The following is a 22,959-nucleotide window of genomic DNA, read 5'->3' as shown; positions in this document are numbered from 1 at the left end:
TTTTAGCCCGTTAGAAGGACCGCCGAAAGGCGGCGCATGATAAAGGCCGCAAGGCGTGAGCAAGCCGTAAGGCTATAGAACGAGGAGCGACGATGGCTCAGACCCATTCATTCAATGGTCGCAAGCGCGTACGCAAATTTTTCGGCAAGATCCCAGAGGTCGCCGAGATGCCGAACCTTATCGAGGTTCAAAAGGCATCTTACGACCAGTTCCTTATGGTTGAAGAACCATCCGGTGGGCGTTCTGACGAGGGTTTGCAGGCGGTTTTCAAGTCTGTTTTCCCAATTCAGGATTTCTCCGGCTCTTCTATGCTTGAATTCGTTCGCTACGAATTCGATGCACCAAAATTCGACGTTGACGAATGCCGTCAGCGCGACTTGACGTATTCGGCGCCACTCAAGGTGACGCTACGTCTTATCGTGTTCGATATTGACGAAGATACCGGCGCGAAGTCGATCAAGGACATCAAGGAGCAGGATGTCTACATGGGCGATATGCCGCTCATGACCGACAACGGCACCTTCATCGTCAACGGCACCGAGCGCGTGATCGTTTCGCAGATGCATCGTTCGCCGGGCGTCTTCTTCGATCACGACAAGGGCAAGACCCATTCTTCGGGCAAGCTCCTGTTCGCGGCTCGCGTCATTCCTTATCGCGGTTCGTGGCTCGATATCGAGTTCGATTCCAAGGACATCGTCTTTGCGCGTATCGACCGCCGTCGTAAACTGCCGGCGACGACGTTGCTGATGGCGCTTGGAATGGACGGCGAAGACATTCTGTCGACCTTCTACAAGACCGTCACCTATACGCGCGACGGCGACAACTGGCGCATTCCGTATTCGGCTGACCGCTTCAAGGGCATGAAGATCATCTCCGAGCTGGTCGATGCTGATACCGGCGAAGTTGTTCTCGAAGCTGGCAAGAAGCTGACCGCCCGTTCGGCCAAGCAGCTCGCTGAAAAGGGCCTCAAGGCCATCAAGGCGACTGAAGACGACCTGTTCGGTTCTTATCTTGCGGAAGACGTCGTCAATTACGCAACCGGCGAGATCTATCTCGAAGCCGGTGACGAAATCGACGAGAAGGTCCTCAAGACGCTCATCGACACCGGTGAAACCGAGATCAACGTCCTCGACATCGATCATATCAACATCGGCGGTTACATTCGTAACACGCTGGCTGCGGATAAGAACGAAAGCCGTCAGGAAGCTCTGTTCGACATCTATCGCGTCATGCGTCCGGGCGAGCCGCCTACGATGGATTCCGCCGAAGCGATGTTCAATTCGCTGTTCTTCGATGCTGAGCGCTACGACCTTTCGGCCGTCGGTCGCGTCAAGATGAACATGCGTCTGGACCTTGATGCGGAAGACACCGTGCGCGTCCTGCGCAAGGAAGACATCCTGGCTGTGGTCAAGATGCTGGTGGAACTGCGCGATGGCCGTGGCGAAATCGACGATATCGACAATCTCGGTAACCGTCGTGTCCGTTCGGTCGGCGAGCTGATGGAAAATCAGTACCGCGTCGGTCTGCTGCGCATGGAGCGCGCGATCAAGGAACGTATGTCCTCGATCGAAATCGACACGGTGATGCCGCAGGATCTGATCAACGCGAAGCCCGCCGCGGCTGCCGTTCGTGAGTTCTTCGGTTCGTCGCAGCTGTCGCAGTTCATGGATCAGACGAACCCGCTTTCGGAAATCACCCACAAGCGCCGTCTTTCGGCTCTTGGACCTGGTGGTCTTACCCGTGAGCGCGCTGGCTTCGAAGTCCGCGACGTGCATCCGACCCACTACGGCCGTATCTGCCCGATTGAAACGCCGGAAGGCCCGAATATCGGTCTGATTAACTCGCTTGCAACCTTTGCCCGCGTCAACAAGTACGGTTTCATCGAAAGCCCGTACCGCAAGGTTGTCGACGGCAAGGTAACGAACGACGTTGTCTATCTGTCGGCCATGGAAGAAGCTAAGCACTCGGTTGCACAGGCAAACGTAGAGCTGGACGAGCAGGGCGGTTTCGTTGACGAGTTCGTCATCTGCCGTCATGCAGGCGAAGTGATGATGGCGCCACGTGAAAACGTGGACCTGATGGACGTTTCGCCGAAGCAGCTCGTTTCGGTTGCTGCAGCTCTTATTCCGTTCCTCGAAAACGACGATGCTAACCGTGCTCTCATGGGCTCGAACATGCAGCGTCAGGCTGTGCCGCTCGTTCGCGCTGAAGCGCCGTTCGTCGGTACGGGTATGGAAGCAGTCGTTGCGCGTGACTCCGGTGCCGCTATCGCAGCGCGCCGTGGCGGTGTGGTCGATCAGGTCGACGCAACGCGTATCGTTATCCGTGCGACCGAGGATCTCGATCCGTCCAAGTCGGGCGTCGATATCTATCGCCTGATGAAGTTCCAGCGTTCGAACCAGAACACCTGCATCAATCAGCGTCCGCTCGTGCGCGTTGGCGATCCCATCCAGAAGGGTGACATCATTGCTGACGGTCCGTCGACGGATCTGGGCGATCTGGCTCTCGGCCGTAACGTGCTCGTCGCGTTCATGCCGTGGAACGGCTACAACTACGAAGATTCGATCCTTCTTTCCGAGAAGATCGTTTCGGACGACGTGTTCACCTCGATCCATATCGAGGAATTCGAAGTTGCCGCCCGTGACACCAAGCTTGGACCTGAGGAAATCACCCGCGACATTCCGAACGTTTCGGAAGAAGCGCTGAAGAACCTCGACGAAGCCGGTATCGTCTATATCGGTGCTGAAGTGCATCCTGGTGACATTCTTGTCGGCAAGATCACGCCGAAGGGTGAAAGCCCGATGACGCCGGAAGAAAAGCTTCTGCGCGCCATCTTCGGTGAAAAGGCATCGGACGTTCGTGACACCTCCATGCGCATGCCGCCCGGAACCTACGGTACGGTTGTGGAAGTTCGCGTTTTCAATCGCCACGGCGTTGAAAAGGACGAACGTGCCATGGCTATCGAGCGCGAGGAAATCGAGCGTCTGGCCAAGGACCGTGACGACGAACAGGCTATCCTGGACCGCAACGTCTATGGTCGTCTCGCCGACATGATCGATGGCAAGATTGCCGCTGCCGGCCCGAAGGGCTTCAAGAAGGGCACGACGATCAGCCGCGAGCTCATGACCGAGTATCCGCGTTCGCAATGGTGGCAGTTTGCCAGTGAAGACGAAAAGCTTCAGGGTGAGCTGGAAGCTCTGCGTGGCCAGTACGACGAATCCAAGAAGCTGCTCGAAGCACGCTTCATGGACAAGGTCGAAAAGGTACAGCGCGGCGACGAGATGCCTCCAGGCGTCATGAAGATGGTCAAGGTCTTTGTCGCTGTGAAGCGCAAGATCCAGCCAGGCGACAAGATGGCTGGCCGTCACGGCAACAAGGGTGTGGTTTCCCGCATTCTGCCGGTCGAGGACATGCCGTTCCTCGAAGACGGTACGCATGCCGACATCGTGTTGAACCCGCTTGGCGTTCCAAGCCGTATGAATGTGGGCCAGATTCTGGAAACCCATCTCGGCTGGGCATGTGCTGGCATGGGTAAGAAGATCGGTGAGCTCATCGACGTTTATCGCAAAACGGCCAATATCGAGCCGCTGCGCGAAACGCTGGAGCACATCTATCCGGATAACGACCGCAATGAACCGGTCCGGTCTTATGATGACGATTCCGTCCTCATGCTGGCCAACCAGGTGAAGCGCGGCGTGTCGATCGCAACGCCGGTCTTTGACGGTGCCGTCGAAGCCGACATCAATGCGATGCTGACGGATGCCGGTCTTGCGACCTCGGGTCAGTCGACGCTGTATGATGGACGTACGGGTGAGCCGTTCGACCGTCAGGTGACCATGGGCTACATCTACATGTTGAAGCTCCACCACCTGGTCGACGACAAGATCCACGCCCGTTCGATCGGACCTTACTCGCTCGTTACGCAGCAGCCTCTGGGCGGTAAGGCCCAGTTCGGTGGCCAGCGCTTCGGCGAAATGGAGGTCTGGGCTCTGGAAGCATATGGTGCGGCTTACACGCTGCAGGAAATGCTGACAGTCAAGTCGGACGACGTGGCAGGCCGTACCAAGGTCTACGAAGCGATCGTGCGTGGCGACGATACGTTCGAAGCGGGTATTCCTGAGAGCTTCAACGTTCTCGTCAAGGAAATGCGTTCGCTCGGCCTCAATGTCGAGCTGGATGATACACGCGACGAACAGCAGCAGGCTTTGCCTGACGCAGCGGAATAAAGCTCAAGGGCGCGCCACGGTATTGCCGCGGCGCGCCTCTATAATCGTTTTCAGGAAAAGCGGGACACGGTCCCGTACCGGAAACGAGAATACGGCAAGCCAGTTCATAACTGCGTAGTACCGCGATTTCTTTTCAGGATGGCAAGGATTTTCAGCTTGTCATCGACGACACAGGGCGACGGATCGCCCTCAAGGAGAACGGCATGAACCAAGAGGTCATGAATCTTTTCAATCCTCAGGCTCCGGCACAGACGTTCGATTCCATCAGAATCTCGATTGCCAGCCCTGAGAAGATTCTGTCCTGGTCATACGGCGAGATCAAGAAGCCGGAGACGATCAACTACCGCACGTTCAAGCCAGAACGCGATGGTCTCTTCTGCGCGCGCATCTTCGGCCCGATCAAGGACTATGAATGCTTGTGCGGCAAGTACAAGCGTATGAAATACAAAGGCATCATCTGCGAAAAGTGCGGTGTGGAAGTCACGCTCTCGCGCGTTCGTCGCGAGCGTATGGGCCATATCGAGCTCGCAGCTCCGGTTGCTCACATCTGGTTTTTGAAGTCGCTGCCGAGCCGTATCGGCACGCTGCTGGATATGACGCTCAAGGATATCGAGCGCGTCCTGTATTTCGAAAACTACATCGTGACCGAACCGGGCCTGACCTCGCTGAAGGAGCATCAGCTTCTTTCGGAAGAGGAATACATGATCGCCGTCGATGAATTCGGCGAAGATCAGTTCACGGCTCTTATTGGTGCAGAAGCTATCTACGAGCTTCTGGCTTCGATGGAACTCGAAAAGATTGCCGCCGATCTTCGCGTCGATCTGGCCGAGACCACCTCGGACCTGAAGCAGAAGAAGCTGATGAAGCGTCTGAAGATCGTCGAAAACTTCCTGGAGTCGGGAAACCGCCCGGAATGGATGATCATGAAGATCGTGCCGGTCATTCCGCCGGATCTGCGTCCGCTCGTGCCGCTGGATGGCGGTCGTTTCGCGACGTCGGATCTGAACGATCTGTACCGCCGCGTCATCAACCGTAACAACCGTCTGAAGCGCCTGATCGAATTGCGCGCACCGGGCATCATCATCCGTAACGAAAAGCGCATGCTGCAGGAAGCTGTGGACGCGCTGTTCGACAACGGCCGCCGTGGCCGCGTGATCACGGGCGCCAACAAGCGTCCGCTGAAGTCGCTGTCCGACATGCTCAAGGGCAAGCAGGGCCGCTTCCGTCAGAACCTGCTCGGCAAGCGCGTTGACTATTCCGGTCGTTCGGTTATCGTGACCGGTCCGGAACTGAAGCTGCACCAGTGCGGTCTGCCGAAGAAGATGGCGCTCGAACTGTTCAAGCCGTTCATCTACGCTCGCCTTGACGCGAAGGGCTATTCGTCCACCGTCAAGCAGGCGAAGAAGCTGGTTGAAAAGGAACGTCCGGAAGTCTGGGATATCCTTGACGAAGTGATCCGCGAGCATCCGGTTCTTCTGAACCGCGCTCCGACGCTGCACCGTCTTGGCATCCAGGCCTTCGAACCCACTCTGATCGAAGGCAAGGCAATCCAGCTGCATCCGCTCGTTTGTACGGCGTTCAACGCCGACTTCGACGGTGACCAGATGGCTGTCCACGTCCCGCTGTCGCTTGAAGCCCAGCTTGAAGCACGCGTGCTGATGATGTCGACCAACAACATCCTGCACCCGGCCAACGGCGCACCGATCATTGTTCCTTCGCAGGACATGGTTCTTGGCCTCTATTATCTGTCCATCGTGGCAGAAAAGGAGCCGGGCGAGGGCATGATGTTTGCCGATATGGGTGAACTTCAGCACGCGCTGGAAACCAAGACCGTCACGCTGCACACCAAGATCAAGGGCCGTTTCAAGACGGTCGATGCCGAAGGCAATCCTGTGTCGAAGATTTACGACACGACGCCTGGCCGCATGATCACGGGTGAACTGCTGCCGAAGAACGCCATGGTGCCGTTCGACATCTGCAATCAGGAGATGACCAAGAAGAACATCTCCAAGATGATCGACCACGTCTATCGCCATTGCGGTCAGAAAGAGACGGTTATCTTCTGCGATCGCATCATGCAGCTCGGCTTTGCCCATGCCTGCCGCGCGGGTATCTCGTTCGGTAAGGATGACATGGTCATTCCGGACACCAAGGCGAAGATCGTTGCGGACACCGAAGCGCTCACGACCGAATACGAACAGCAGTACAATGATGGCCTGATCACTCAGGGCGAAAAGTACAACAAGGTCGTCGACGCCTGGGGCAAGGCAACCGACAAGATCACCGAAGAGATGATGGCGCGCCTGAAGGCCGTCGAATTCGATCCGGTGACCGGTCGCCAGAAGCAGATGAACTCGGTCTACATGATGTCGCATTCGGGTGCCCGTGGTTCGGTCAACCAGATGCGCCAGCTTGGCGGTATGCGCGGCCTGATGGCCAAGCCGTCGGGTGAAATCATCGAAACCCCGATCATCTCGAACTTCAAGGAAGGCCTGACCGTTAACGAGTACTTCAACTCGACCCACGGTGCCCGTAAGGGTCTGGCAGACACCGCCTTGAAGACGGCTAACTCGGGCTACCTGACCCGTCGTCTCGTTGACGTTGCACAGGATGCGATCATTTCGGAAGTCGATTGCGGCGCCGAAATCGGTCTCACCATGCAGCCGATCGTCGATGCCGGCCAGATCGTGGCTTCGATTGGTCAGCGCGTTCTGGGCCGTACGGCTCTCGATCCGATCCTGCACCCGACAACCGGCGAAGTCATCGTCGAAGCCGGTCGCATGATCGAGGAAAAGGACGTTGAGATCATCGAGAAGGCTGCGATCCAGTCGATCCGCATCCGTTCTGCACTGACCTGCGAAACCCGCAACGGCGTTTGCGCCAAGTGCTATGGTCGCGACCTCGCACGCGGTACTCCGGTCAACCAGGGCGAAGCTGTCGGCGTTATCGCTGCTCAGTCGATCGGCGAGCCGGGCACCCAGCTCACCATGCGTACCTTCCACTTGGGCGGCACGGCACAGGTTGTCGATAGCTCGTATCTCGAAGCTTCGTATGAAGGCACCGTCAAGCTGCGTAACCGCAATGTGGTTCGCAACTCCGATGGCAACCTCGTGGTGATGGGCCGTAACATGGCTGTGCTGATCCTCGACAATACGGGCAAGGAACGTGCGGTCCATCGCGTGACCTACGGTTCGCGCCTGTTCGTTGACGAGGCCGACACGGTCAAGCGCGGTCAGCGTATTGCCGAGTGGGATCCGTACACCCGTCCGATCATGACCGAAGTTGAAGGCTACGTTGAGTTCGAAGATCTCGTCGATGGTCTTTCGGTTTCGGAATCGGCTGACGAGTCGACTGGTATCACCAAGCGCGTCGTTATCGACTGGCGTTCGACCCCACGCGGTTCGGACCTCAAGCCTGCCATGGTCATTAAGGACAAGGCCGGGAAGATCCTGAAACTGTCCAAGGGTGGCGATGCTCGCTTCATGCTCTCGGTGGAATCGATCCTTTCGGTTGAACCGGGCGGCCATGTGAAGGCTGGTGACGTTATCGCCCGTCTGCCGATGGAAAGCGCCAAGACCAAGGACATCACCGGTGGTCTGCCGCGCGTGGCCGAACTGTTCGAAGCCCGTCGTCCGAAGGATCATGCCGTCATCGCAGAGATCGATGGTACCGTTCGTTTCGGTCGCGATTACAAGAACAAGCGTCGCATCATCATCGAGCCTAACGACGACACGATCGAGCCGGTCGAGTACCTCATTCCGAAGGGCAAGCCGTTCCACCTTCAGGACGGCGACGTCATCGAAAAGGGTGAGTACATCCTCGACGGTAACCCGGCACCGCATGACATTCTGGCGATCAAGGGCGTCGAAGCTCTGGCTTCGTACCTCGTGAACGAAATCCAGGAAGTCTATCGTTTGCAGGGCGTTTTGATCAACGACAAGCACATCGAAGTTATTGTCCGTCAGATGCTGCAGAAGGTCGAGATCACCGACTCCGGCGATACCGGTTATATCACCGGCGATCACGTGGATCGTATCGAACTCGACGAGATCAACGAACGTCTGGTCGAAGAAGGCAAGAAGCCGGGTTACGGCAATCCTGTCCTCCTCGGTATCACCAAGGCTTCGTTGCAGACGCCGTCCTTCATCTCGGCTGCGTCGTTCCAGGAAACGACCCGCGTGCTTACCGAAGCTGCGGTTGCCGGCAAGATGGACACGTTGCAGGGTCTCAAGGAAAACGTCATCGTCGGCCGTCTTATCCCGGCCGGTACTGGCGGCATGACCAACCAGATCCGTCGTATTGCAACGGCTCGCGACGAACTGATCATCGATGAGCGTCGCAAGTCTTCCGGTTCCAAGGAAGCTAACGCGATGCTGGTGGACATGACCAACAACGCTGCCGAGTAATCGGTAGATAGAAAACTGAAAAAGGCCGCCCTTTGAGGCGGCCTTTTTGTTTGTCCCTATGAGCGGGGAAGGCGCACTATTAAAGCAAAAGAAAAAGGCGCATCCGGTTTTCGGAATGCGCCTTGTTCTCTGAAGCAATTTCCGCAGAGTGCTTCGCACCCGTACCGGAAAAGCTTTCTCTAAATCTTACTCTTCTTCTTCGTCGTCGCCGTCGAATTCGATCAGCGCGACTTCACCGCTCAATGCGGTCGCCCATGCACTTTTGTGCGGCTCTTCTGCAGGCTCTTCGGTGAGGGTGCCCATCTCGAGAAGTTCGGCTTCGTGATAGCCTTCTTCGGCGAGAATGGCGAGTACGGTCTGAACGAGATCTTCATCTTCGTCCGTCTTCATAAGCAGATGCACTTCGACCGGGGATTCTTCACCTTCATTCCAGACATCTGCGATGATCAGGTGGACGGTAGGCGAATCGTCGCCGGTGGATGCGGTAGTGGAAGACATTGAGAATCCCTTAATATTGGGTTGCGTTTCGACTCGGATGTGTTTCAATAACGGCTCCGGGGCGCCAACGCTATGCTGCCACATGAAAATGACGGTTCTGATCGCGAAATATGTGCGATTACGCGCCGATTACAGCGCAATAACCTGTCCGGCGAAGGTCAAAACGCCGGTTTCCGGCCCATTGCCGAAGAAACTTGGCTCTCCTCCCTTGACGTAACGCTGCTAAAGACGTATCAGCAGCTCATCTGAGCCGATGTGAGACAGGCTTGTTCGGGACGACGCGTCCTGAAGTTCGTCTCAAACAGGGTTCGTTTTACGATCGAAATGCAACTTGCCGTTCGCATGAAGCGTCAGCTTCCTCTGCTTTTGTTCGGGGTAGTCACCGGTTGTCGTGACTTGTCCCGAATTCGTGCATCAGCATGGCGGTGAAACGGCCCGTTTGGGCGTGGATACGAGATTTTTTATAGAGGAAGGTTGTATGCCAACCGTAAACCAGCTTATCCGCAAGCCGCGCACTGCGCCGGTAAAGCGCAATAAGGTTCCTGCACTGCAGGCAAACCCTCAGAAGCGCGGCGTTTGCACCCGCGTGTACACGACGACCCCGAAGAAGCCGAACTCGGCTCTCCGTAAGGTTGCCAAGGTTCGTCTGACGAACGGCTTCGAAGTTATCGGTTATATCCCTGGCGAAGGGCATAACCTGCAGGAGCACTCGGTCGTCATGATCCGCGGCGGTCGCGTAAAGGACTTGCCGGGTGTGCGTTACCACATCATCCGCGGCGTTCTCGATACCCAGGGTGTCAAGAACCGCAAGCAGCGCCGTTCGAAGTACGGTGCAAAACGTCCGAAGTAAGATTTTCCGGGGATACCGGCTGCCGCAAGGTGAGCTGAGCCCGATGTAATTGAAAGAAAAGACGAAATGTCTAGACGTCATAAAGCTGAGAAGCGTGAGATCAATCCGGATCCAAAGTTCGGCGATCTCGTTATCACGAAGTTCATGAATGCAGTCATGCTGCATGGCAAGAAGTCGGTTGCTGAAAGCATCGTTTACGGTGCGCTCGATTCAATCGAAGCCAAGGCAAAGTCCGAGCCGGTCGCGCTGTTCCATCAGGCGCTCGACAACGTAGCTCCGCACGTCGAAGTCCGTTCGCGCCGCGTTGGTGGTGCAACCTATCAGGTTCCGGTCGATGTGCGTCCAGAACGCCGCCAGGCACTTGCCATTCGCTGGCTCATCAACGCTGCTCGTGGTCGTAACGAGACGACAATGATCGATCGTCTTTCCGGCGAGCTGCTTGACGCTGCTAACAACCGTGGTTCTGCTGTGAAGAAGCGTGAAGACACGCACCGCATGGCTGAAGCCAACCGCGCCTTCTCGCATTACCGCTGGTAATCGTCGAAACCTATTCAAAGAGCGACTATCATGGCCCGCGAATACAAAATCGAAGACTACCGCAATTTCGGTATCATGGCTCACATCGACGCCGGTAAGACGACGATGACCGAGCGCATCCTGTTCTATACCGGTAAGAACCATAAGATCGGCGAAACCCACGATGGTGCGTCGACCATGGACTGGATGGAGCAGGAGCAGGAACGCGGTATCACCATCACGTCTGCTGCCACGACCACGTTCTGGCAGGGTCAGGATGGCAAGAAGCGTCGTTTCAACATCATCGACACGCCGGGCCACGTCGACTTCACCATTGAAGTTGAGCGTTCGCTCCGCGTTCTCGACGGCGCTATTGCACTGCTCGACGCCAACGCTGGCGTTGAGCCTCAGACGGAAACCGTATGGCGTCAGGCTGAAAAGTACCACGTCCCGCGTATGGTCTTTGTCAACAAGATGGATAAGATCGGTGCCGATTTCTACCGTTGCGTAGAAATGGTCGGCTCGCGTCTTGGCGCTATCGCACTTCCGGTTCAGTTGCCAATCGGCGCTGAAAACGAGTTCGAAGGCGTTATTGATCTGATTGAGATGAAGGCTCTTACCTGGGATGGCACGATCGGCGCAGCGGCGACGGTTGGTGAAATTCCTGAGCACCTCAAGGATCAGGCTGAAGAATACCGTGAAAAGCTCATCGAGCTGGCCGTGGAAATCGACGAAGCTGCCATGGAAGCTTATCTCGAAGGCACCATGCCTACGAATGAACAGCTCTGTGCGTTGATCCGTAAGGGCACCATCGACGTTAAGTTCCATCCGGTTCTTTGCGGTACTGCGTTCAAGAACCGTGGCATTCAGCCACTTCTCGACGCTGTTGTGGAATTCCTCCCGGCTCCGACCGACGTGCCTGCTATCAAGGGCATTGACGTCAAGACGGAAACCGAAACCACCCGCGAATCTTCGGATGAAGCACCGCTTTCGATGCTTGCATTCAAGATCATGAACGATCCATTCGTTGGTTCGCTTACTTTTGCCCGTATCTACTCGGGCAAGATGACCAAGGGTATTTCGCTCGAAAACACCGTCAAGGGCAAGCGTGAGCGCATCGGCCGTATGCTGCAGATGCACTCGAACAGCCGTGAAGACATCGAAGAAGCTTACGCAGGCGACATCGTTGCTTTGGCTGGCCTCAAGGAAACGACAACTGGCGATACGCTCTGCGATCCGCTGAAGCCGGTTATCCTTGAACGCATGGAATTCCCGGATCCGGTTATCGAAATCGCTATCGAGCCGAAGACCAAGGCTGACCAGGAAAAGATGGGCATCGCGCTCAATCGTCTGGCTGCCGAAGATCCTTCGTTCCGCGTCAAGTCGGACGAAGAATCCGGTCAGACCATCATCGCTGGCATGGGCGAACTTCACCTCGACATTCTCGTTGATCGCATGAAGCGCGAATTCAAGGTTGAAGCCAACATCGGTGCTCCGCAGGTTGCTTACCGTGAATCGATCACCCGTAAGGCTGAAATCGATTACACCCACAAGAAGCAGTCGGGTGGTTCGGGTCAGTTCGCTCGCGTGAAGATCATCTTCGAACCGCATGACGGCGACGATTTCATCTTCGAATCGAAGATCGTCGGCGGCTCGGTTCCGAAGGAATACATTCCGGGTGTCCAGAAGGGTATCGAAAGCGTCATGGGTGCAGGCCCGCTGGCAGGCTTCCCGATGCTCGGCGTGAAGGCCACTCTGATCGACGGCGCATATCATGACGTTGACTCGTCTGTTCTCGCCTTCGAAATCGCGTCCCGTGCAGCGTTCCGTGAAGGTGCGCAGAAGGCTGGCGCCCAGCTCCTCGAGCCGATCATGAAGGTCGAGGTTGTTACGCCGGAAGATTACGTTGGTGACGTTATCGGCGATCTGAACTCGCGTCGCGGTCAGATTTCCGGCACCGAAGCCCGCGGCATCGCCACGGTCGTCAACGCAAACGTTCCACTCGCCAACATGTTTGGCTACGTGAATAGCTTGCGCTCGATGTCCCAGGGCCGTGCACAGTACACGATGCAGTTCGACCATTATGAGCCGGTTCCGACGGCGGTCGCACAGGAAATCCAGAAGAAGTTTGCGTGATCTAAGGGTCACGCTCCCAATCAAAAGAATGCCTGAGCAGGCTAAATTTACGGAGAGCTCAAATGGCAAAGAGTAAGTTTGAACGTAATAAACCCCACGTTAACATCGGCACGATTGGTCACGTTGACCATGGCAAGACGTCGCTGACGGCAGCGATCACGAAGTTTTTCGGTGAATTCAAGGCATACGACCAGATCGATGCTGCACCAGAAGAACGCGCTCGCGGCATCACGATCTCGACGGCACACGTCGAGTACGAAACCGCAAACCGTCACTATGCACACGTCGACTGCCCAGGTCACGCTGACTATGTGAAGAACATGATCACCGGTGCTGCGCAGATGGACGGCGCGATCCTGGTCGTTTCGGCTGCTGACGGCCCGATGCCACAGACCCGCGAGCACATCCTGCTTGCTCGTCAGGTTGGCGTTCCGGCAATCGTGGTGTTCCTGAACAAGTGCGACCAGGTTGACGATGCAGAACTGCTCGAACTGGTTGAACTGGAAGTTCGCGAACTTCTGTCGAAGTACGACTTCCCGGGCGACGAAGTTCCGATCATCAAGGGCTCGGCTCTTGCTGCACTGGAAGATTCCTCGAAGGAACTGGGCGAAGACGCCGTTCGTTCGCTGATGGCCGCTGTTGACGATTACATTCCGACCCCGGAACGTCCGATCGACCAGCCGTTCCTGATGCCAATCGAAGACGTTTTCTCGATCTCGGGCCGTGGTACGGTTGTGACGGGTCGCGTTGAGCGCGGTATCGTCAAGGTTGGTGAAGAAGTTGAAATCGTCGGCATCAAGGCGACGACGAAGACGACGGTGACCGGCGTTGAAATGTTCCGCAAGCTGCTCGATCAGGGCCAGGCTGGCGACAACATTGGCGCGCTGATCCGCGGCGTTGGCCGTGAAGACGTTGAGCGCGGCCAGGTTCTCTGCAAGCCGGGTTCGGTTAAGCCGCACACCAAGTTCAAGGCAGAAGCCTATATTCTGACCAAGGACGAAGGTGGCCGTCATACGCCGTTCTTCACGAACTACCGTCCGCAGTTCTACTTCCGCACGACGGACGTGACCGGTGTTGTCACGCTGCCTGAAGGTACGGAAATGGTTATGCCTGGCGACAACGTCACCGTTGACGTCACCCTGATCGTTCCGATCGCCATGGAAGAGAAGCTCCGCTTCGCTATCCGTGAAGGTGGCCGCACCGTCGGTGCAGGCATCGTCGCTTCGATCATCGAGTAATGAAGGTTTGTGCAGGAACGCTCGCTCCAGAGCGAGCGTTTCCGCGTAACAAGGAACAGATGAAATGAACGGTCAAAACATCCGCATTCGCCTTAAGGCGTTTGATCATCGGATCCTTGACGCTTCGACGCGGGAAATCGTGTCGACTGCCAAGCGTACCGGTGCAAATGTGCGCGGACCGATCCCGCTTCCTACGCGGATCGAGAAGTTCACGGTTAACCGGTCGCCGCACATCGACAAGAAGAGCCGCGAACAGTTTGAGATGCGTACGCACAAGCGTCTTCTCGATATCGTAGACCCAACCCCGCAGACTGTAGATGCTTTGATGAAGCTCGATCTGTCTGCAGGTGTTGATGTCGAAATCAAGCTTTAATCGGCTTGAGGACGGAAGGAACGAACCCGATGCGTTCAGGTGTTATTGCACAGAAGCTGGGCATGACCCGCGTCTATAACGACGCCGGCGAGCATGTGCCGGTGACGGTTCTCCGCATGGAGAATTGCCACGTGGTAGCTCAGCGTACAGTTGAAAAGAACGGTTACACGGCTGTTCAGCTTGGCGTTGGTATTGCCAAGGTAAAGAACACGTCCAAGGCTATGCGCGGTCATTTCGCGAAGGCCGAGGTCGAGCCGAAGGCGAAGGTCGCGGAATTCCGCGTTTCGCCGGACAACCTCCTCGAAGTCGGCGCTGAAATCACCGCCGAACACTTCGTCGCCGGCCAGAAGGTCGACGTGACGGGTACTTCGATCGGTAAAGGCTTTGCCGGTGTTATGAAGCGTCATAACTTCGCCGGTCATCGCGCTTCCCATGGTAACTCCGTTACCCACCGCGCTCACGGCTCGACCGGTCAGCGTCAGGACCCGGGTAAGGTGTTCAAGGGCAAGAAGATGGCTGGTCACATGGGCCAGACCCGCGTAACCACGCAGAATATTGAAGTTGTCTCGACGGACACTGATCGCGGCCTCATTCTGGTTCGCGGTGCGGTTCCGGGCTCCAAGGGTGCCTGGATCATCGTGCGCGACGCGGTCAAGGTCTCGCTGCCTGAGAACGCGCCGAAGCCGGCCGCTCTGCGTGCAGGTGCTGCGAAAGCTGAAGCTGTCGCGACTGAGGGAGCCGAATAATGGATCTCACGATTACCACTCTTGAAGGCAAGGATGCCGGCAAGGTCAAGCTGAACGAAGAAATCTTCGGCCTCGACCCGCGTGACGACATTCTCCAGCGCGTCGTGCGCTGGCAGCTGGCTCGCCGCCAGCAGGGCTCCCATAAGGCACAGGGCCGTGGCGACGTAAGCCGCACCGGCGCCAAGATGTACAAGCAGAAGGGTACGGGCCGCGCTCGTCACCATTCGGCTCGTGCACCGCAGTTCCGCGGCGGTGGTCAGGCTCACGGACCAGTTATCCGTTCGCACGACCACGATCTGCCGAAGAAGGTTCGTGCTCTTGGCCTGCGTCATGCCCTGTCTGCAAAGGCTAAGGCATCCGACCTGATCATCATTGATGATCTGGCTGCAACGGAAGCCAAGACGAAGCAGCTTGTTTCGCAGTTCGCCAAGCTCGGTCTCGAAAATGCGCTGCTTATCGGCGGTGCAGAGATCGACGTGAACTTCCAGCGTGCGGCTTCGAACATCCCGAACATCGACGTTCTGCCAGTGCAGGGCATCAATGTTTACGACATTCTTCGCCGTGGCAAGCTCGTGCTTTCCAAGGCGGCTGTCGAAGCCCTGGAAGCTCGTTTCATGGGGAGCGTTTCAAATGACTGATCTTCGCCATTACGACGTGATCGTCAGCCCGGTTATCACCGAGAAGTCCACCATGGTTTCCGAACATAACCAGGTTGTCTTCAACGTAGCCCGCAAGGCAACGAAGCCGGAAATCAAGGCTGCAGTCGAAGCGCTGTTCGGCGTCAAGGTTACCGCAGTCAACACTGCAGTGCGCAAGGGTAAGGTCAAGCGTTTCCGCGGCATTACCGGGCGCCAGAGCGACGTCAAGAAAGCGATCGTTACTTTGGCCGAAGGCCAGAGCATCGACGTTTCGACCGGTCTCTGAGAGGCCATGGAGTAAGAGACAATGGCACTCAAGCATTTTAATCCGATCACACCAGGCCAGCGTCAGCTGGTCATCGTGGACCGTTCGGAACTCTACAAGGGCAAGCCGGTCAAGTCCCTGACCGAAGGTCTGTCCAAGAAGGGTGGCCGTAACAACACCGGTCGTATCACTGTTCGCTTTCAGGGCGGCGGTCACAAGCGTTCGTACCGTTTCATCGACTTCAAGCGTCGCAAGCTTGATGTCGTCGGCACTGTCGAGCGTCTGGAATACGATCCGAACCGCACCGCGTTCATCGCGCTGATCCGTTACGAAGACGGTGAACTGGCATACATCCTGGCTCCGCAGCGTCTGGCTGTTGGCGACAAGGTTGTTGCAGGCAACTCCGTCGACGTGAAGCCGGGCAATGCAATGCCGCTCGCTTCCATGCCTGTCGGCACGATCGTTCACAACGTTGAGCTGAAGCCAGGCAAGGGCGGTCAGATCGCTCGTTCGGCTGGCACCTATGCTCAGCTCGTCGGTCGCGATCAGGGCATGGCCATTCTGCGCCTCAATTCCGGTGAACAGCGTCTGGTACCAGGTGCCTGTTTCGCTTCGGTCGGTGCAGTGTCCAACCCGGATCACGGCAATATCAACGACGGCAAGGCCGGTCGTTCGGTATGGCGTGGCAAGCGTCCGCACGTTCGCGGCGTTGCAATGAACCCGGTCGATCACCCGCATGGTGGTGGTGAAGGTCGTACCTCGGGTGGTCGTCACCCTGTTACTCCGTGGGGCAAACCTACGAAGGGCAAGAAGACGCGCTCGAACAAGGCGACTGACAAGTTCATCATGCGTTCGCGCCATCAGCGCAAGAAGTAAGAGAGGTAGTCTGAAGTGGCTCGTTCAGTTTGGAAAGGTCCGTTTATCGACGGCTATCTTCTCAAGAAGGCTGAGAAGGTACGCGAAGGCGGTCGTAATGAAGTTATCAAGATGTGGAGCCGCCGCTCCACCATCCTGCCGCAGTTTGTCGGTCTGACTTTCGGCGTCTACAACGGTAATAAGCATGTGCCGGTGTCGATTTCGGAAGAAATGGTCGGACACAAGTTCGGTGAATTCGCGCCTACACGTACCTACTACGGTCATGGCGCGGACAAGAAGTCAAAGAGGAAGTAACGATGGGCAAGGCCAAGGCTCCCCGCCAGCTTAAGGATAACGAGGCGAAAGCCGTCGCCCGTACGCTCCGCGTCAGCCCGCAGAAGCTTAATCTTGTCGCGAGCATGATTCGCGGCAAGAAAGTGAATGCGGCACTTGCCGATCTGACGTTCTCGCGCAAGCGGATCGCCGATACGGTTAAGAAGACGCTTGAGTCGGCGATTGCAAACGCTGAAAACAATCACGACCTCGACGTCGATGCTCTGATCGTCGCCGAAGCCTATGTCGGCAAGTCGATCGTCATGAAGCGCTTCCATGTCCGCGGACGTGGTAAGGCTAGCCGCATCGAGAAGCCGTTTTCGCATCTCACCATTGTTGTCCGCGAAGTCGCGGAAAAAGGGGAGGCCGCATAATGGGTCAGAAGATTAATCCGATCGGTCTTCGTCTCGGCATCAACCGCACCTGGGATTCGCGTTGGTACGCGAATACCGGTGAGTACGGCAAACTGCTGCATGAAGATGTCAAGATCCGCGAGTTCCTCACCGAAGAACTCAAGCAGGCTGCGATCTCCAAGATCGTGATTGAGCGTCCGCACAAGAAGTGCCGCGTGACGATCCACTCGGCTCGTCCTGGCATCATCATCGGCAAGAAGGGTGCAGACATCGAAAAGCTCCGCAAGAAGCTTTCCGAGATGACCAATGCCGATACGTCGCTCAACATCGTTGAAGTTCGCAAGCCGGAAGTCGACGCTACGCTGATCGCTCAGTCGATCGCTCAGCAGCTCGAACGCCGTGTGGCATTCCGTCGCGCCATGAAGCGTGCCGTTCAGTCGGCAATGCGTCTTGGTGCCGAAGGTATCCGTATCAACTGCTCGGGTCGTCTGGGTGGCGCGGAAATCGCTCGCATGGAATGGTACCGTGAAGGTCGCGTTCCGCTTCATACGCTTCGCGCCGATATTGACTACGGCACGGCAGAAGCGAAGACCGCTTATGGTATCTGCGGCGTGAAGGTCTGGGTCTTCAAGGGCGAAATCCTTGAACACGATCCGATGGCTTCCGAGCGTCGTGCGGTCGAGGGTGACAATCAGGGTTCCTCGTCGAACCGCCGCCGCGAAAACGCTTAAAAAGCGGGCCGCGGGCGAGAAATTTGGAGTAGAGAACAATGATGCAGCCTAAGCGCACCAAGTTCCGCAAGCAGTTCAAGGGCCGTATTCACGGTAACTCGAAGGGCGGCACGGATCTGAATTTCGGTGCATTCGGTTTGAAGGCCGTTGAGCCGGAACGCGTCACTGCACGTCAGATCGAAGCGGCCCGCCGCGCGATCACCCGTCACATGAAGCGTGCCGGTCGTGTATGGATCCGCATCTTCCCTGACCTGCCGGTAACTTCGAAGCCTACTGAAGTCCGTATGGGTAAAGGTAAGGGTTCGGTTGACTACTGGGCGTGCCGTGTGGCACCAGGTCGCGTGATGTTTGAGCTTGACGGCGTACCCGAAGATGTGGCACGCGAAGCCCTCAGACTCGGCGCCGCAAAGTTGCCGATCAAGACGCGCTTTATCCAGCGCATTGCTGAATAAGAGAGAGGCAACTATGAAAGCCGCAGACGTTCGGGCGAAAAGCCTCGATCAGATGAATGACGAGCTGGGCACCCTGAAGAAAGAGCAGTTCAATCTGCGCTTTCAGAAGGCCACCGGCCAGCTCGAAAAAACCGCGCGCGTGAAGCAGGTTCGCCGCGACATCGCGCGTATTAAGACTATTGCCCGCCAGAAGGCGGCCGCAAGCAAGGCATAAGGAAGAATATAATGCCTAAACGCGTTCTGCAGGGCGTTGTCGTCAGCGACAAGAATGATAAGACTGTTGTGGTCAAGGTTGAGCGCCGCTATTCGCATCCGCTCCTCCAGAAGACCGTGCGTCAGTCTAAGAAATACAAGGCGCATGACGAAAACAACCAGTTCAAGGTTGGTGATCTCGTTTCCATTCAGGAATCGGCTCCAATCTCGAAGGACAAACGCTGGGTCGTTCTGACGAACGAAGCAGCAGGCTAAATTATAAACACGCAGCTTAGGTAGGGCAGGAGCCCTTAACCAGCTGAGAGGAAAGAAGGCGGCCAGTCATGATTCAGATGCAAACAAACCTCGACGTGGCGGATAACTCCGGCGCACGTCGTGTCATGTGCATCAAGGTGCTGGGCGGCTCGAAGCGGCGTTACGCTTCCGTTGGCGACATCATTGTGGTGTCGATCAAGGAAGCTATTCCGCGCGGCCGCGTCAAAAAGGGTGACGTGATGAAGGCGGTTGTTGTACGCACCGCCAAGGACATCCGTCGTCCGGACGGCAGCGTTATTCGTTTCGATAACAATGCAGCCGTTCTCATCGATAACAAGAAAGAGCCGATCGGCACGCGTATCTTCGGACCGGTTCCGCGCGAACTTCGCGCAAAGAACCACATGAAGATCATCTCGCTGGCCCCGGAAGTTCTGTAAGGAAGCAAGACGATGCAGAAGATTCGCAAAGGCGACAGCGTTGTCGTGCTGTCCGGTAAGGACAAGGGCCGTAAGGGCGAGGTTCTCAAGGTTATGCCTAAAGACGAGCAGGCGCTCGTTCGTGGTATCAATATTGTGAAGCGTCATCAGCGTCAGACCCAGACCCAGGAAGCCGGCATTATCTCTAAGGAAGCGCCGATTCACCTGTCCAACCTGGCAATTGCTGATCCCAAGGACGGTAAGCCGACTCGCGTCGGTTTCCGCGTTGAGGACGGCAAGAAGGTTCGTGTCGCAAAACGTTCTGGAGCGCTGATCGATGGCTGAAGTTAAGGCACTTCCCCGCTTCAAGAAGCTTTACAACGAAAATATTCGTAAGGCTCTGCTTGAAGAATTCAAATACGACAACGAGATGCAGATTCCGCGCATCAGCAAAGTTGTCCTCAACATGGGCGTTGGCGAAGCCACTGGCGACTCCAAGAAGCCGGCGATTGCCGCTGAAGACCTTGGCTTGATTGCTGGTCAAAAGGCTGTTATCACCCGCGCTCGTAACTCGATCGCAACATTCAAGTTGCGTGAAGGCATGCCAATCGGTACGAAGGTCACTCTTCGCCAGGACCGCATGTACGAATTCCTTGATCGTTTCATCACGATTGCTCTTCCGCGCGTCCGCGACTTTCGCGGCCTGAACCCGAAGAGCTTTGACGGACGTGGCAACTATGCCATGGGCATCAAGGAGCACATCGTGTTTCCGGAAATCAACTACGATAAGGTTGATCAAATCTGGGGCATGGACATCATCGTTTGCACGACCGCCAAGTCGGATGATGAAGCGCGCGCTCTTCTGCGTGCATTCAACTTCCCCTTCCGGCAGTAACGGCAAGCGTAGCGAGGTATATTAATATGGCCAAGACTAGCGCAGTCGAAAAAAACAAGCGCCGCGAAAAGTTGGTTAAGCGTCACGCTGGCAAGCGTGCACGCCTGAAGGCGATCGTAATGGATCAGGGCCTTCCGCTGGAGGAGCGCTTCCGCGCCACTATCCGGCTTGCCGAACTGCCGCGCAATTCATCGAAGGTTCGTATTCGCAATCGTTGCGAAGTTTCGGGCCGTCCGCGTGGTTATTACCGTAAACTGAAGATGTCGCGTATTGCGCTTCGTCAGTTGGGTTCGCTCGGTCAGATCCCGGGCATCGTCAAGTCGAGCTGGTAAGGAGTAGCATATGTCTGTGTCAGATCCTCTCGGCGATATGCTGACCCGTATCCGCAACGCAGTAGGCCGCAAGAAGACCAAGGTTTCGACCCCGGCTTCGAAGCTGCGCGCTCGCGTTCTCGATGTTCTTCAGTCTGAAGGTTACATCCGCGGTTACTCGCAGAGCGAATTCGTGAACGGCAAGGCCGAGATCGAAATCGAGCTGAAGTACTATGAAGGTGTTCCGGTTATCCGTGAGATCAGCCGCGTATCGAAGCCTGGCCGTCGCGTTTACGTGTCGGTCAAGTCGATCCCGCAGGTCGCGAACGGCCTCGGCATCTCGATCCTCTCCACGCCGAAGGGCGTTATGGCGGATCATGAAGCCCGTGAACAAAACGTTGGTGGTGAGCTGCTCTGCCGCATCTTCTGATGCGGTTGACAGCGAACAGATAAAAGACAGGTATTAAAATGTCTCGTATCGGTAAAAAACCCGTGCCGGTCCCGGCGGGCGTGACCGCCAGTGTTGATGGGCAGATCGTCAAGGCTAAGGGCGCGAAGGGTGAACTCTCCTTCGTCGTGCACGATGAAGTTCTGGTCAAGATGGAAGAAGGCGCTATCAGCGTCGATCCACGCGACCAGTCGAAAGAAGCTCGTTCGAAGTGGGGCATGTCCCGCACGATGATCTCCAACATTTTTGTTGGCGTGAAGGACGGCTTTGAAAAGAAGCTCGAAATCAGCGGCGTCGGTTACCGCGCTGCCATGCAGGGCAAGAACCTGCAGCTTTCGCTCGGCTTCAGCCACGAAGTGGTCTACGACGTGCCTGCTGGTATTACTGTTGCTGTTCCGAAGCCGACGGAAATCGTCGTCACCGGCATCGACAAGCAGCAGGTCGGTCAGGTCGCGGCTGAGATCCGCGAATATCGCGGCCCCGAGCCTTACAAGGGCAAGGGCGTCAAGTATGCTGGCGAGAAGATCGTCCGCAAAGAAGGCAAGAAGAAGTAAGGGAAGCGCGTCATGGCATCGCCAAAAGAAACTTTGCAGCGTCGCGCTGCTCGTGTACGCCGTCAGGTCAAGGCTGTCGCAAACGGCCGTCCGCGTCTCAGCGTGCACCGCTCTTCCAAGAACATCTACGTTCAGGTTATCGACGACGTTCGCGGTGTTACCATCGCAGCTGCTTCGACCCTGGATGGCGACCTGAAGGGCAAGCTCAAGACCGGCGCCGACTCTGCAGCAGCTGCTGCTGTTGGCAAGCTGGTTGCTGAGCGTGCCGTTAAAGCAGGCGTCAGCGAAGTAGTGTTCGACCGTGGTGCATTCATTTACCACGGTCGCGTGAAGGCTCTCGCCGAAGCTGCCCGCGAAGGCGGTCTGAGCTTCTAATTATTTTGTGCTTCCGGAAAATAATAAAGGAATAGGATATGGCACAGAGAGAACGTAACCGCGAGGACCGCGGTCGTGAGGAGCGTGACAGCGAATTCGTTGACAAGCTCGTTCACATCAATCGCGTTGCTAAGGTTGTTAAGGGTGGCCGTCGCTTCGGTTTCGCTGCGCTCGTCGTAGTTGGAGACCAGAAGGGTCGCGTAGGCTTCGGTCATGGCAAGGCTCGTGAAGTGCCTGAAGCCATCCGCAAGGCTACAGAAGCTGCCAAGCGCGATATGATTTTCGTACCGCTGCGTTCGGGTCGTACTCTGCATCACGATGTGCAGGGTCGTCACGGCGCTGGCAAGGTTCTGCTTCGTGCAGCTCCTGCCGGTAAGGGTATCATCGCCGGTGGTCCGATGCGTGCAGTGTTCGAAACGCTCGGCGTTCAGGACGTTGTTGCCAAGTCTCTCGGCTCGTCGAACCCATACAACATGGTTCGTGCGACGTTCGATGCTCTGAAGCATCAGATGCATCCGAAGGATATCGCTGCACAGCGCGGCATCAAGTACTCGACCCTTCAGGCTCGCCGCCATGATGTGGTCGGTTCGGAAGAATAGCCGATAGTTTGTGCCAGTCCGGTGCAATGGCACCGGATACGCCATAGACAAGGGATTTGAGTGATGGCTGAGAAGAAGGGTAAGACGGTTACGGTCGAGCAGATCGGAAGCCCTATCCGTCGTCCAGCCGAACAGCGTGCAACGCTGATCGGACTCGGACTTAACAAAATGCACCGCCGCCGCACGCTGGAGGATACTCCTTCGGTTCGCGGTATGATCGCCAAGGTTCAGCATCTCGTCCGCATCGTGGACGAGGCCTGATAACGCAGGGGATAGA

Annotated in this window: 27 protein-coding genes; 26 read left to right on the top strand and 1 reads right to left on the bottom strand. The window is 56.5% G+C overall.

From position 1 onward, the window contains the following. The first annotated feature begins 92 nt into the window (after window positions 1-92). On the top strand, window positions 93-4,226 hold the full coding sequence (gene rpoB / locus CQZ93_RS07935) for a DNA-directed RNA polymerase subunit beta (protein WP_105542094.1): 4,134 nt from the start codon (window positions 93-95) through the stop codon (window positions 4,224-4,226). Between the two features lie 203 nt (window positions 4,227-4,429). Next, entirely contained in the window at window positions 4,430-8,632 is a 4,203-nt protein-coding gene (gene rpoC / locus CQZ93_RS07930; protein ID WP_105542093.1) for a DNA-directed RNA polymerase subunit beta', read from the top strand. 186 nt (window positions 8,633-8,818) lie between these two features. Here the strand turns inward: rpoC and CQZ93_RS07925 are convergent, their stop codons facing one another. Continuing rightward, complete coding sequence (locus CQZ93_RS07925) at window positions 8,819-9,130, bottom strand: hypothetical protein (RefSeq protein WP_105542092.1); 312 nt, start codon at window positions 9,128-9,130, stop codon at window positions 8,819-8,821. Window positions 9,131-9,608: 478 nt separating this feature from the next. On the opposite strand from CQZ93_RS07925, the gene rpsL reads away from it, so the two are divergent. The 24 genes from rpsL (at window position 9,609) to rpmD (ending at window position 22,943) form a co-directional block, all read left to right on the top strand. Beyond that, entirely contained in the window at window positions 9,609-9,980 is a 372-nt protein-coding gene (gene rpsL, locus CQZ93_RS07915) for a 30S ribosomal protein S12 (protein WP_002964366.1), read from the top strand. 66 nt (window positions 9,981-10,046) lie between these two features. Next, window positions 10,047-10,517, top strand: coding sequence for a 30S ribosomal protein S7 (gene rpsG / locus CQZ93_RS07910; RefSeq protein WP_105542090.1), 471 nt, complete (start codon window positions 10,047-10,049; stop codon window positions 10,515-10,517). A 30-nt stretch (window positions 10,518-10,547) separates the two neighbouring features. Then, window positions 10,548-12,632, top strand: coding sequence for an elongation factor G (gene fusA / locus CQZ93_RS07905; RefSeq protein ID WP_105542089.1), 2,085 nt, complete (start codon window positions 10,548-10,550; stop codon window positions 12,630-12,632). A gap of 62 nt (window positions 12,633-12,694) precedes the next feature. Continuing rightward, the gene (gene tuf, locus CQZ93_RS07900; protein ID WP_105542088.1) at window positions 12,695-13,870 is read left to right on the top strand and encodes an elongation factor Tu; all 1,176 of its coding nucleotides are present in this window, start codon (window positions 12,695-12,697) and stop codon (window positions 13,868-13,870) included. Between the two features lie 64 nt (window positions 13,871-13,934). Next, the gene (gene rpsJ / locus CQZ93_RS07895; RefSeq protein ID WP_002964363.1) at window positions 13,935-14,243 is read left to right on the top strand and encodes a 30S ribosomal protein S10; all 309 of its coding nucleotides are present in this window, start codon (window positions 13,935-13,937) and stop codon (window positions 14,241-14,243) included. Window positions 14,244-14,272: 29 nt separating this feature from the next. Continuing rightward, window positions 14,273-14,989, top strand: a complete 717-nt coding sequence (rplC, locus tag CQZ93_RS07890) for a 50S ribosomal protein L3 (RefSeq protein ID WP_105542087.1) — start codon at window positions 14,273-14,275, stop codon at window positions 14,987-14,989. Further along, window positions 14,989-15,627: a 50S ribosomal protein L4 gene (gene rplD / locus CQZ93_RS07885; protein WP_105542086.1), complete on the top strand. Its 639-nt coding sequence runs from the start codon at window positions 14,989-14,991 to the stop codon at window positions 15,625-15,627. The genes rplC and rplD overlap by 1 nt, the downstream gene beginning before the upstream one ends. Continuing rightward, window positions 15,620-15,913 (top strand): 50S ribosomal protein L23, encoded by a 294-nt coding sequence (locus CQZ93_RS07880; protein WP_105542085.1) that lies wholly within the window; start codon window positions 15,620-15,622, stop codon window positions 15,911-15,913. The genes rplD and CQZ93_RS07880 overlap by 8 nt, the downstream gene beginning before the upstream one ends. 21 nt (window positions 15,914-15,934) lie before the next feature. Then, window positions 15,935-16,768, top strand: a complete 834-nt coding sequence (gene rplB / locus CQZ93_RS07875) for a 50S ribosomal protein L2 (RefSeq protein WP_105542084.1) — start codon at window positions 15,935-15,937, stop codon at window positions 16,766-16,768. A gap of 15 nt (window positions 16,769-16,783) precedes the next feature. After that, window positions 16,784-17,062 (top strand): 30S ribosomal protein S19, encoded by a 279-nt coding sequence (rpsS, locus tag CQZ93_RS07870; RefSeq protein ID WP_105542083.1) that lies wholly within the window; start codon window positions 16,784-16,786, stop codon window positions 17,060-17,062. Window positions 17,063-17,064: 2 nt separating this feature from the next. Continuing rightward, window positions 17,065-17,454 (top strand): 50S ribosomal protein L22, encoded by a 390-nt coding sequence (gene rplV, locus CQZ93_RS07865; RefSeq protein ID WP_078340774.1) that lies wholly within the window; start codon window positions 17,065-17,067, stop codon window positions 17,452-17,454. Further along, window positions 17,454-18,164, top strand: coding sequence for a 30S ribosomal protein S3 (rpsC, locus tag CQZ93_RS07860; RefSeq protein ID WP_002964356.1), 711 nt, complete (start codon window positions 17,454-17,456; stop codon window positions 18,162-18,164). Before rplV ends, rpsC begins: the two co-directional genes overlap by 1 nt. A gap of 38 nt (window positions 18,165-18,202) precedes the next feature. Then, a complete protein-coding gene (gene rplP, locus CQZ93_RS07855; protein WP_006467023.1) occupies window positions 18,203-18,616 on the top strand; it encodes a 50S ribosomal protein L16 in 414 nt (137 codons plus the stop codon). 13 nt (window positions 18,617-18,629) lie between these two features. Beyond that, entirely contained in the window at window positions 18,630-18,830 is a 201-nt protein-coding gene (gene rpmC / locus CQZ93_RS07850) for a 50S ribosomal protein L29 (protein WP_105542082.1), read from the top strand. Window positions 18,831-18,841: 11 nt separating this feature from the next. Beyond that, on the top strand, window positions 18,842-19,084 hold the full coding sequence (rpsQ, locus tag CQZ93_RS07845; protein ID WP_010659919.1) for a 30S ribosomal protein S17: 243 nt from the start codon (window positions 18,842-18,844) through the stop codon (window positions 19,082-19,084). A 68-nt stretch (window positions 19,085-19,152) separates the two neighbouring features. Beyond that, window positions 19,153-19,521 carry a 50S ribosomal protein L14 gene (gene rplN, locus CQZ93_RS07840; protein ID WP_004683923.1) on the top strand — a complete coding sequence of 123 codons (369 nt, stop codon included), beginning with the start codon at window positions 19,153-19,155 and terminating at the stop codon, window positions 19,519-19,521. A 12-nt stretch (window positions 19,522-19,533) separates the two neighbouring features. After that, window positions 19,534-19,845, top strand: coding sequence for a 50S ribosomal protein L24 (rplX, locus tag CQZ93_RS07835; protein ID WP_006467020.1), 312 nt, complete (start codon window positions 19,534-19,536; stop codon window positions 19,843-19,845). After that, on the top strand, window positions 19,838-20,395 hold the full coding sequence (rplE, locus tag CQZ93_RS07830; protein WP_105542081.1) for a 50S ribosomal protein L5: 558 nt from the start codon (window positions 19,838-19,840) through the stop codon (window positions 20,393-20,395). Before rplX ends, rplE begins: the two co-directional genes overlap by 8 nt. Before the next feature lie 26 nt (window positions 20,396-20,421). Next, a complete protein-coding gene (gene rpsN / locus CQZ93_RS07825) occupies window positions 20,422-20,727 on the top strand; it encodes a 30S ribosomal protein S14 (protein WP_104756407.1) in 306 nt (101 codons plus the stop codon). A 10-nt stretch (window positions 20,728-20,737) separates the two neighbouring features. Continuing rightward, window positions 20,738-21,136 (top strand): 30S ribosomal protein S8, encoded by a 399-nt coding sequence (rpsH, locus tag CQZ93_RS07820; RefSeq protein WP_105542080.1) that lies wholly within the window; start codon window positions 20,738-20,740, stop codon window positions 21,134-21,136. Window positions 21,137-21,174: 38 nt separating this feature from the next. Then, window positions 21,175-21,708 carry a 50S ribosomal protein L6 gene (gene rplF / locus CQZ93_RS07815; protein ID WP_105542079.1) on the top strand — a complete coding sequence of 178 codons (534 nt, stop codon included), beginning with the start codon at window positions 21,175-21,177 and terminating at the stop codon, window positions 21,706-21,708. 12 nt (window positions 21,709-21,720) lie between these two features. Continuing rightward, complete coding sequence (gene rplR, locus CQZ93_RS07810) at window positions 21,721-22,083, top strand: 50S ribosomal protein L18 (RefSeq protein WP_010659924.1); 363 nt, start codon at window positions 21,721-21,723, stop codon at window positions 22,081-22,083. 38 nt (window positions 22,084-22,121) lie between these two features. Further along, window positions 22,122-22,682, top strand: coding sequence for a 30S ribosomal protein S5 (rpsE, locus tag CQZ93_RS07805; RefSeq protein ID WP_024897023.1), 561 nt, complete (start codon window positions 22,122-22,124; stop codon window positions 22,680-22,682). Between the two features lie 63 nt (window positions 22,683-22,745). Continuing rightward, window positions 22,746-22,943: a 50S ribosomal protein L30 gene (gene rpmD, locus CQZ93_RS07800; protein ID WP_078340784.1), complete on the top strand. Its 198-nt coding sequence runs from the start codon at window positions 22,746-22,748 to the stop codon at window positions 22,941-22,943. Window positions 22,944-22,959 lie beyond the last annotated feature (16 nt).

It is taken from the genome of Ochrobactrum vermis (assembly GCF_002975205.1).
In the GTDB taxonomy this organism is placed as follows: domain Bacteria; phylum Pseudomonadota; class Alphaproteobacteria; order Rhizobiales; family Rhizobiaceae; genus Brucella; species Brucella vermis.
This window is presented reverse-complemented; position numbering and strand designations above follow the sequence as displayed.

Coding starts and splice junctions, on each gene's coding strand:
- rpoB (WP_105542094.1), top strand. CDS start 93: ATGGCTCAGACCCATTCATTCAATGGTCGCAAGCGCGTACGCAAATTT.
- rpoC (WP_105542093.1), top strand. CDS start 4,430: ATGAACCAAGAGGTCATGAATCTTTTCAATCCTCAGGCTCCGGCACAG.
- CQZ93_RS07925 (WP_105542092.1), bottom strand. CDS start 9,130: ATGTCTTCCACTACCGCATCCACCGGCGACGATTCGCCTACCGTCCAC.
- rpsL (WP_002964366.1), top strand. CDS start 9,609: ATGCCAACCGTAAACCAGCTTATCCGCAAGCCGCGCACTGCGCCGGTA.
- rpsG (WP_105542090.1), top strand. CDS start 10,047: ATGTCTAGACGTCATAAAGCTGAGAAGCGTGAGATCAATCCGGATCCA.
- fusA (WP_105542089.1), top strand. CDS start 10,548: ATGGCCCGCGAATACAAAATCGAAGACTACCGCAATTTCGGTATCATG.
- tuf (WP_105542088.1), top strand. CDS start 12,695: ATGGCAAAGAGTAAGTTTGAACGTAATAAACCCCACGTTAACATCGGC.
- rpsJ (WP_002964363.1), top strand. CDS start 13,935: ATGAACGGTCAAAACATCCGCATTCGCCTTAAGGCGTTTGATCATCGG.
- rplC (WP_105542087.1), top strand. CDS start 14,273: ATGCGTTCAGGTGTTATTGCACAGAAGCTGGGCATGACCCGCGTCTAT.
- rplD (WP_105542086.1), top strand. CDS start 14,989: ATGGATCTCACGATTACCACTCTTGAAGGCAAGGATGCCGGCAAGGTC.
- CQZ93_RS07880 (WP_105542085.1), top strand. CDS start 15,620: ATGACTGATCTTCGCCATTACGACGTGATCGTCAGCCCGGTTATCACC.
- rplB (WP_105542084.1), top strand. CDS start 15,935: ATGGCACTCAAGCATTTTAATCCGATCACACCAGGCCAGCGTCAGCTG.
- rplV (WP_078340774.1), top strand. CDS start 17,065: ATGGGCAAGGCCAAGGCTCCCCGCCAGCTTAAGGATAACGAGGCGAAA.
- rpsC (WP_002964356.1), top strand. CDS start 17,454: ATGGGTCAGAAGATTAATCCGATCGGTCTTCGTCTCGGCATCAACCGC.
- rplP (WP_006467023.1), top strand. CDS start 18,203: ATGATGCAGCCTAAGCGCACCAAGTTCCGCAAGCAGTTCAAGGGCCGT.
- rpmC (WP_105542082.1), top strand. CDS start 18,630: ATGAAAGCCGCAGACGTTCGGGCGAAAAGCCTCGATCAGATGAATGAC.
- rpsQ (WP_010659919.1), top strand. CDS start 18,842: ATGCCTAAACGCGTTCTGCAGGGCGTTGTCGTCAGCGACAAGAATGAT.
- rplN (WP_004683923.1), top strand. CDS start 19,153: ATGATTCAGATGCAAACAAACCTCGACGTGGCGGATAACTCCGGCGCA.
- rplX (WP_006467020.1), top strand. CDS start 19,534: ATGCAGAAGATTCGCAAAGGCGACAGCGTTGTCGTGCTGTCCGGTAAG.
- rplE (WP_105542081.1), top strand. CDS start 19,838: ATGGCTGAAGTTAAGGCACTTCCCCGCTTCAAGAAGCTTTACAACGAA.
- rpsN (WP_104756407.1), top strand. CDS start 20,422: ATGGCCAAGACTAGCGCAGTCGAAAAAAACAAGCGCCGCGAAAAGTTG.
- rpsH (WP_105542080.1), top strand. CDS start 20,738: ATGTCTGTGTCAGATCCTCTCGGCGATATGCTGACCCGTATCCGCAAC.
- rplF (WP_105542079.1), top strand. CDS start 21,175: ATGTCTCGTATCGGTAAAAAACCCGTGCCGGTCCCGGCGGGCGTGACC.
- rplR (WP_010659924.1), top strand. CDS start 21,721: ATGGCATCGCCAAAAGAAACTTTGCAGCGTCGCGCTGCTCGTGTACGC.
- rpsE (WP_024897023.1), top strand. CDS start 22,122: ATGGCACAGAGAGAACGTAACCGCGAGGACCGCGGTCGTGAGGAGCGT.
- rpmD (WP_078340784.1), top strand. CDS start 22,746: ATGGCTGAGAAGAAGGGTAAGACGGTTACGGTCGAGCAGATCGGAAGC.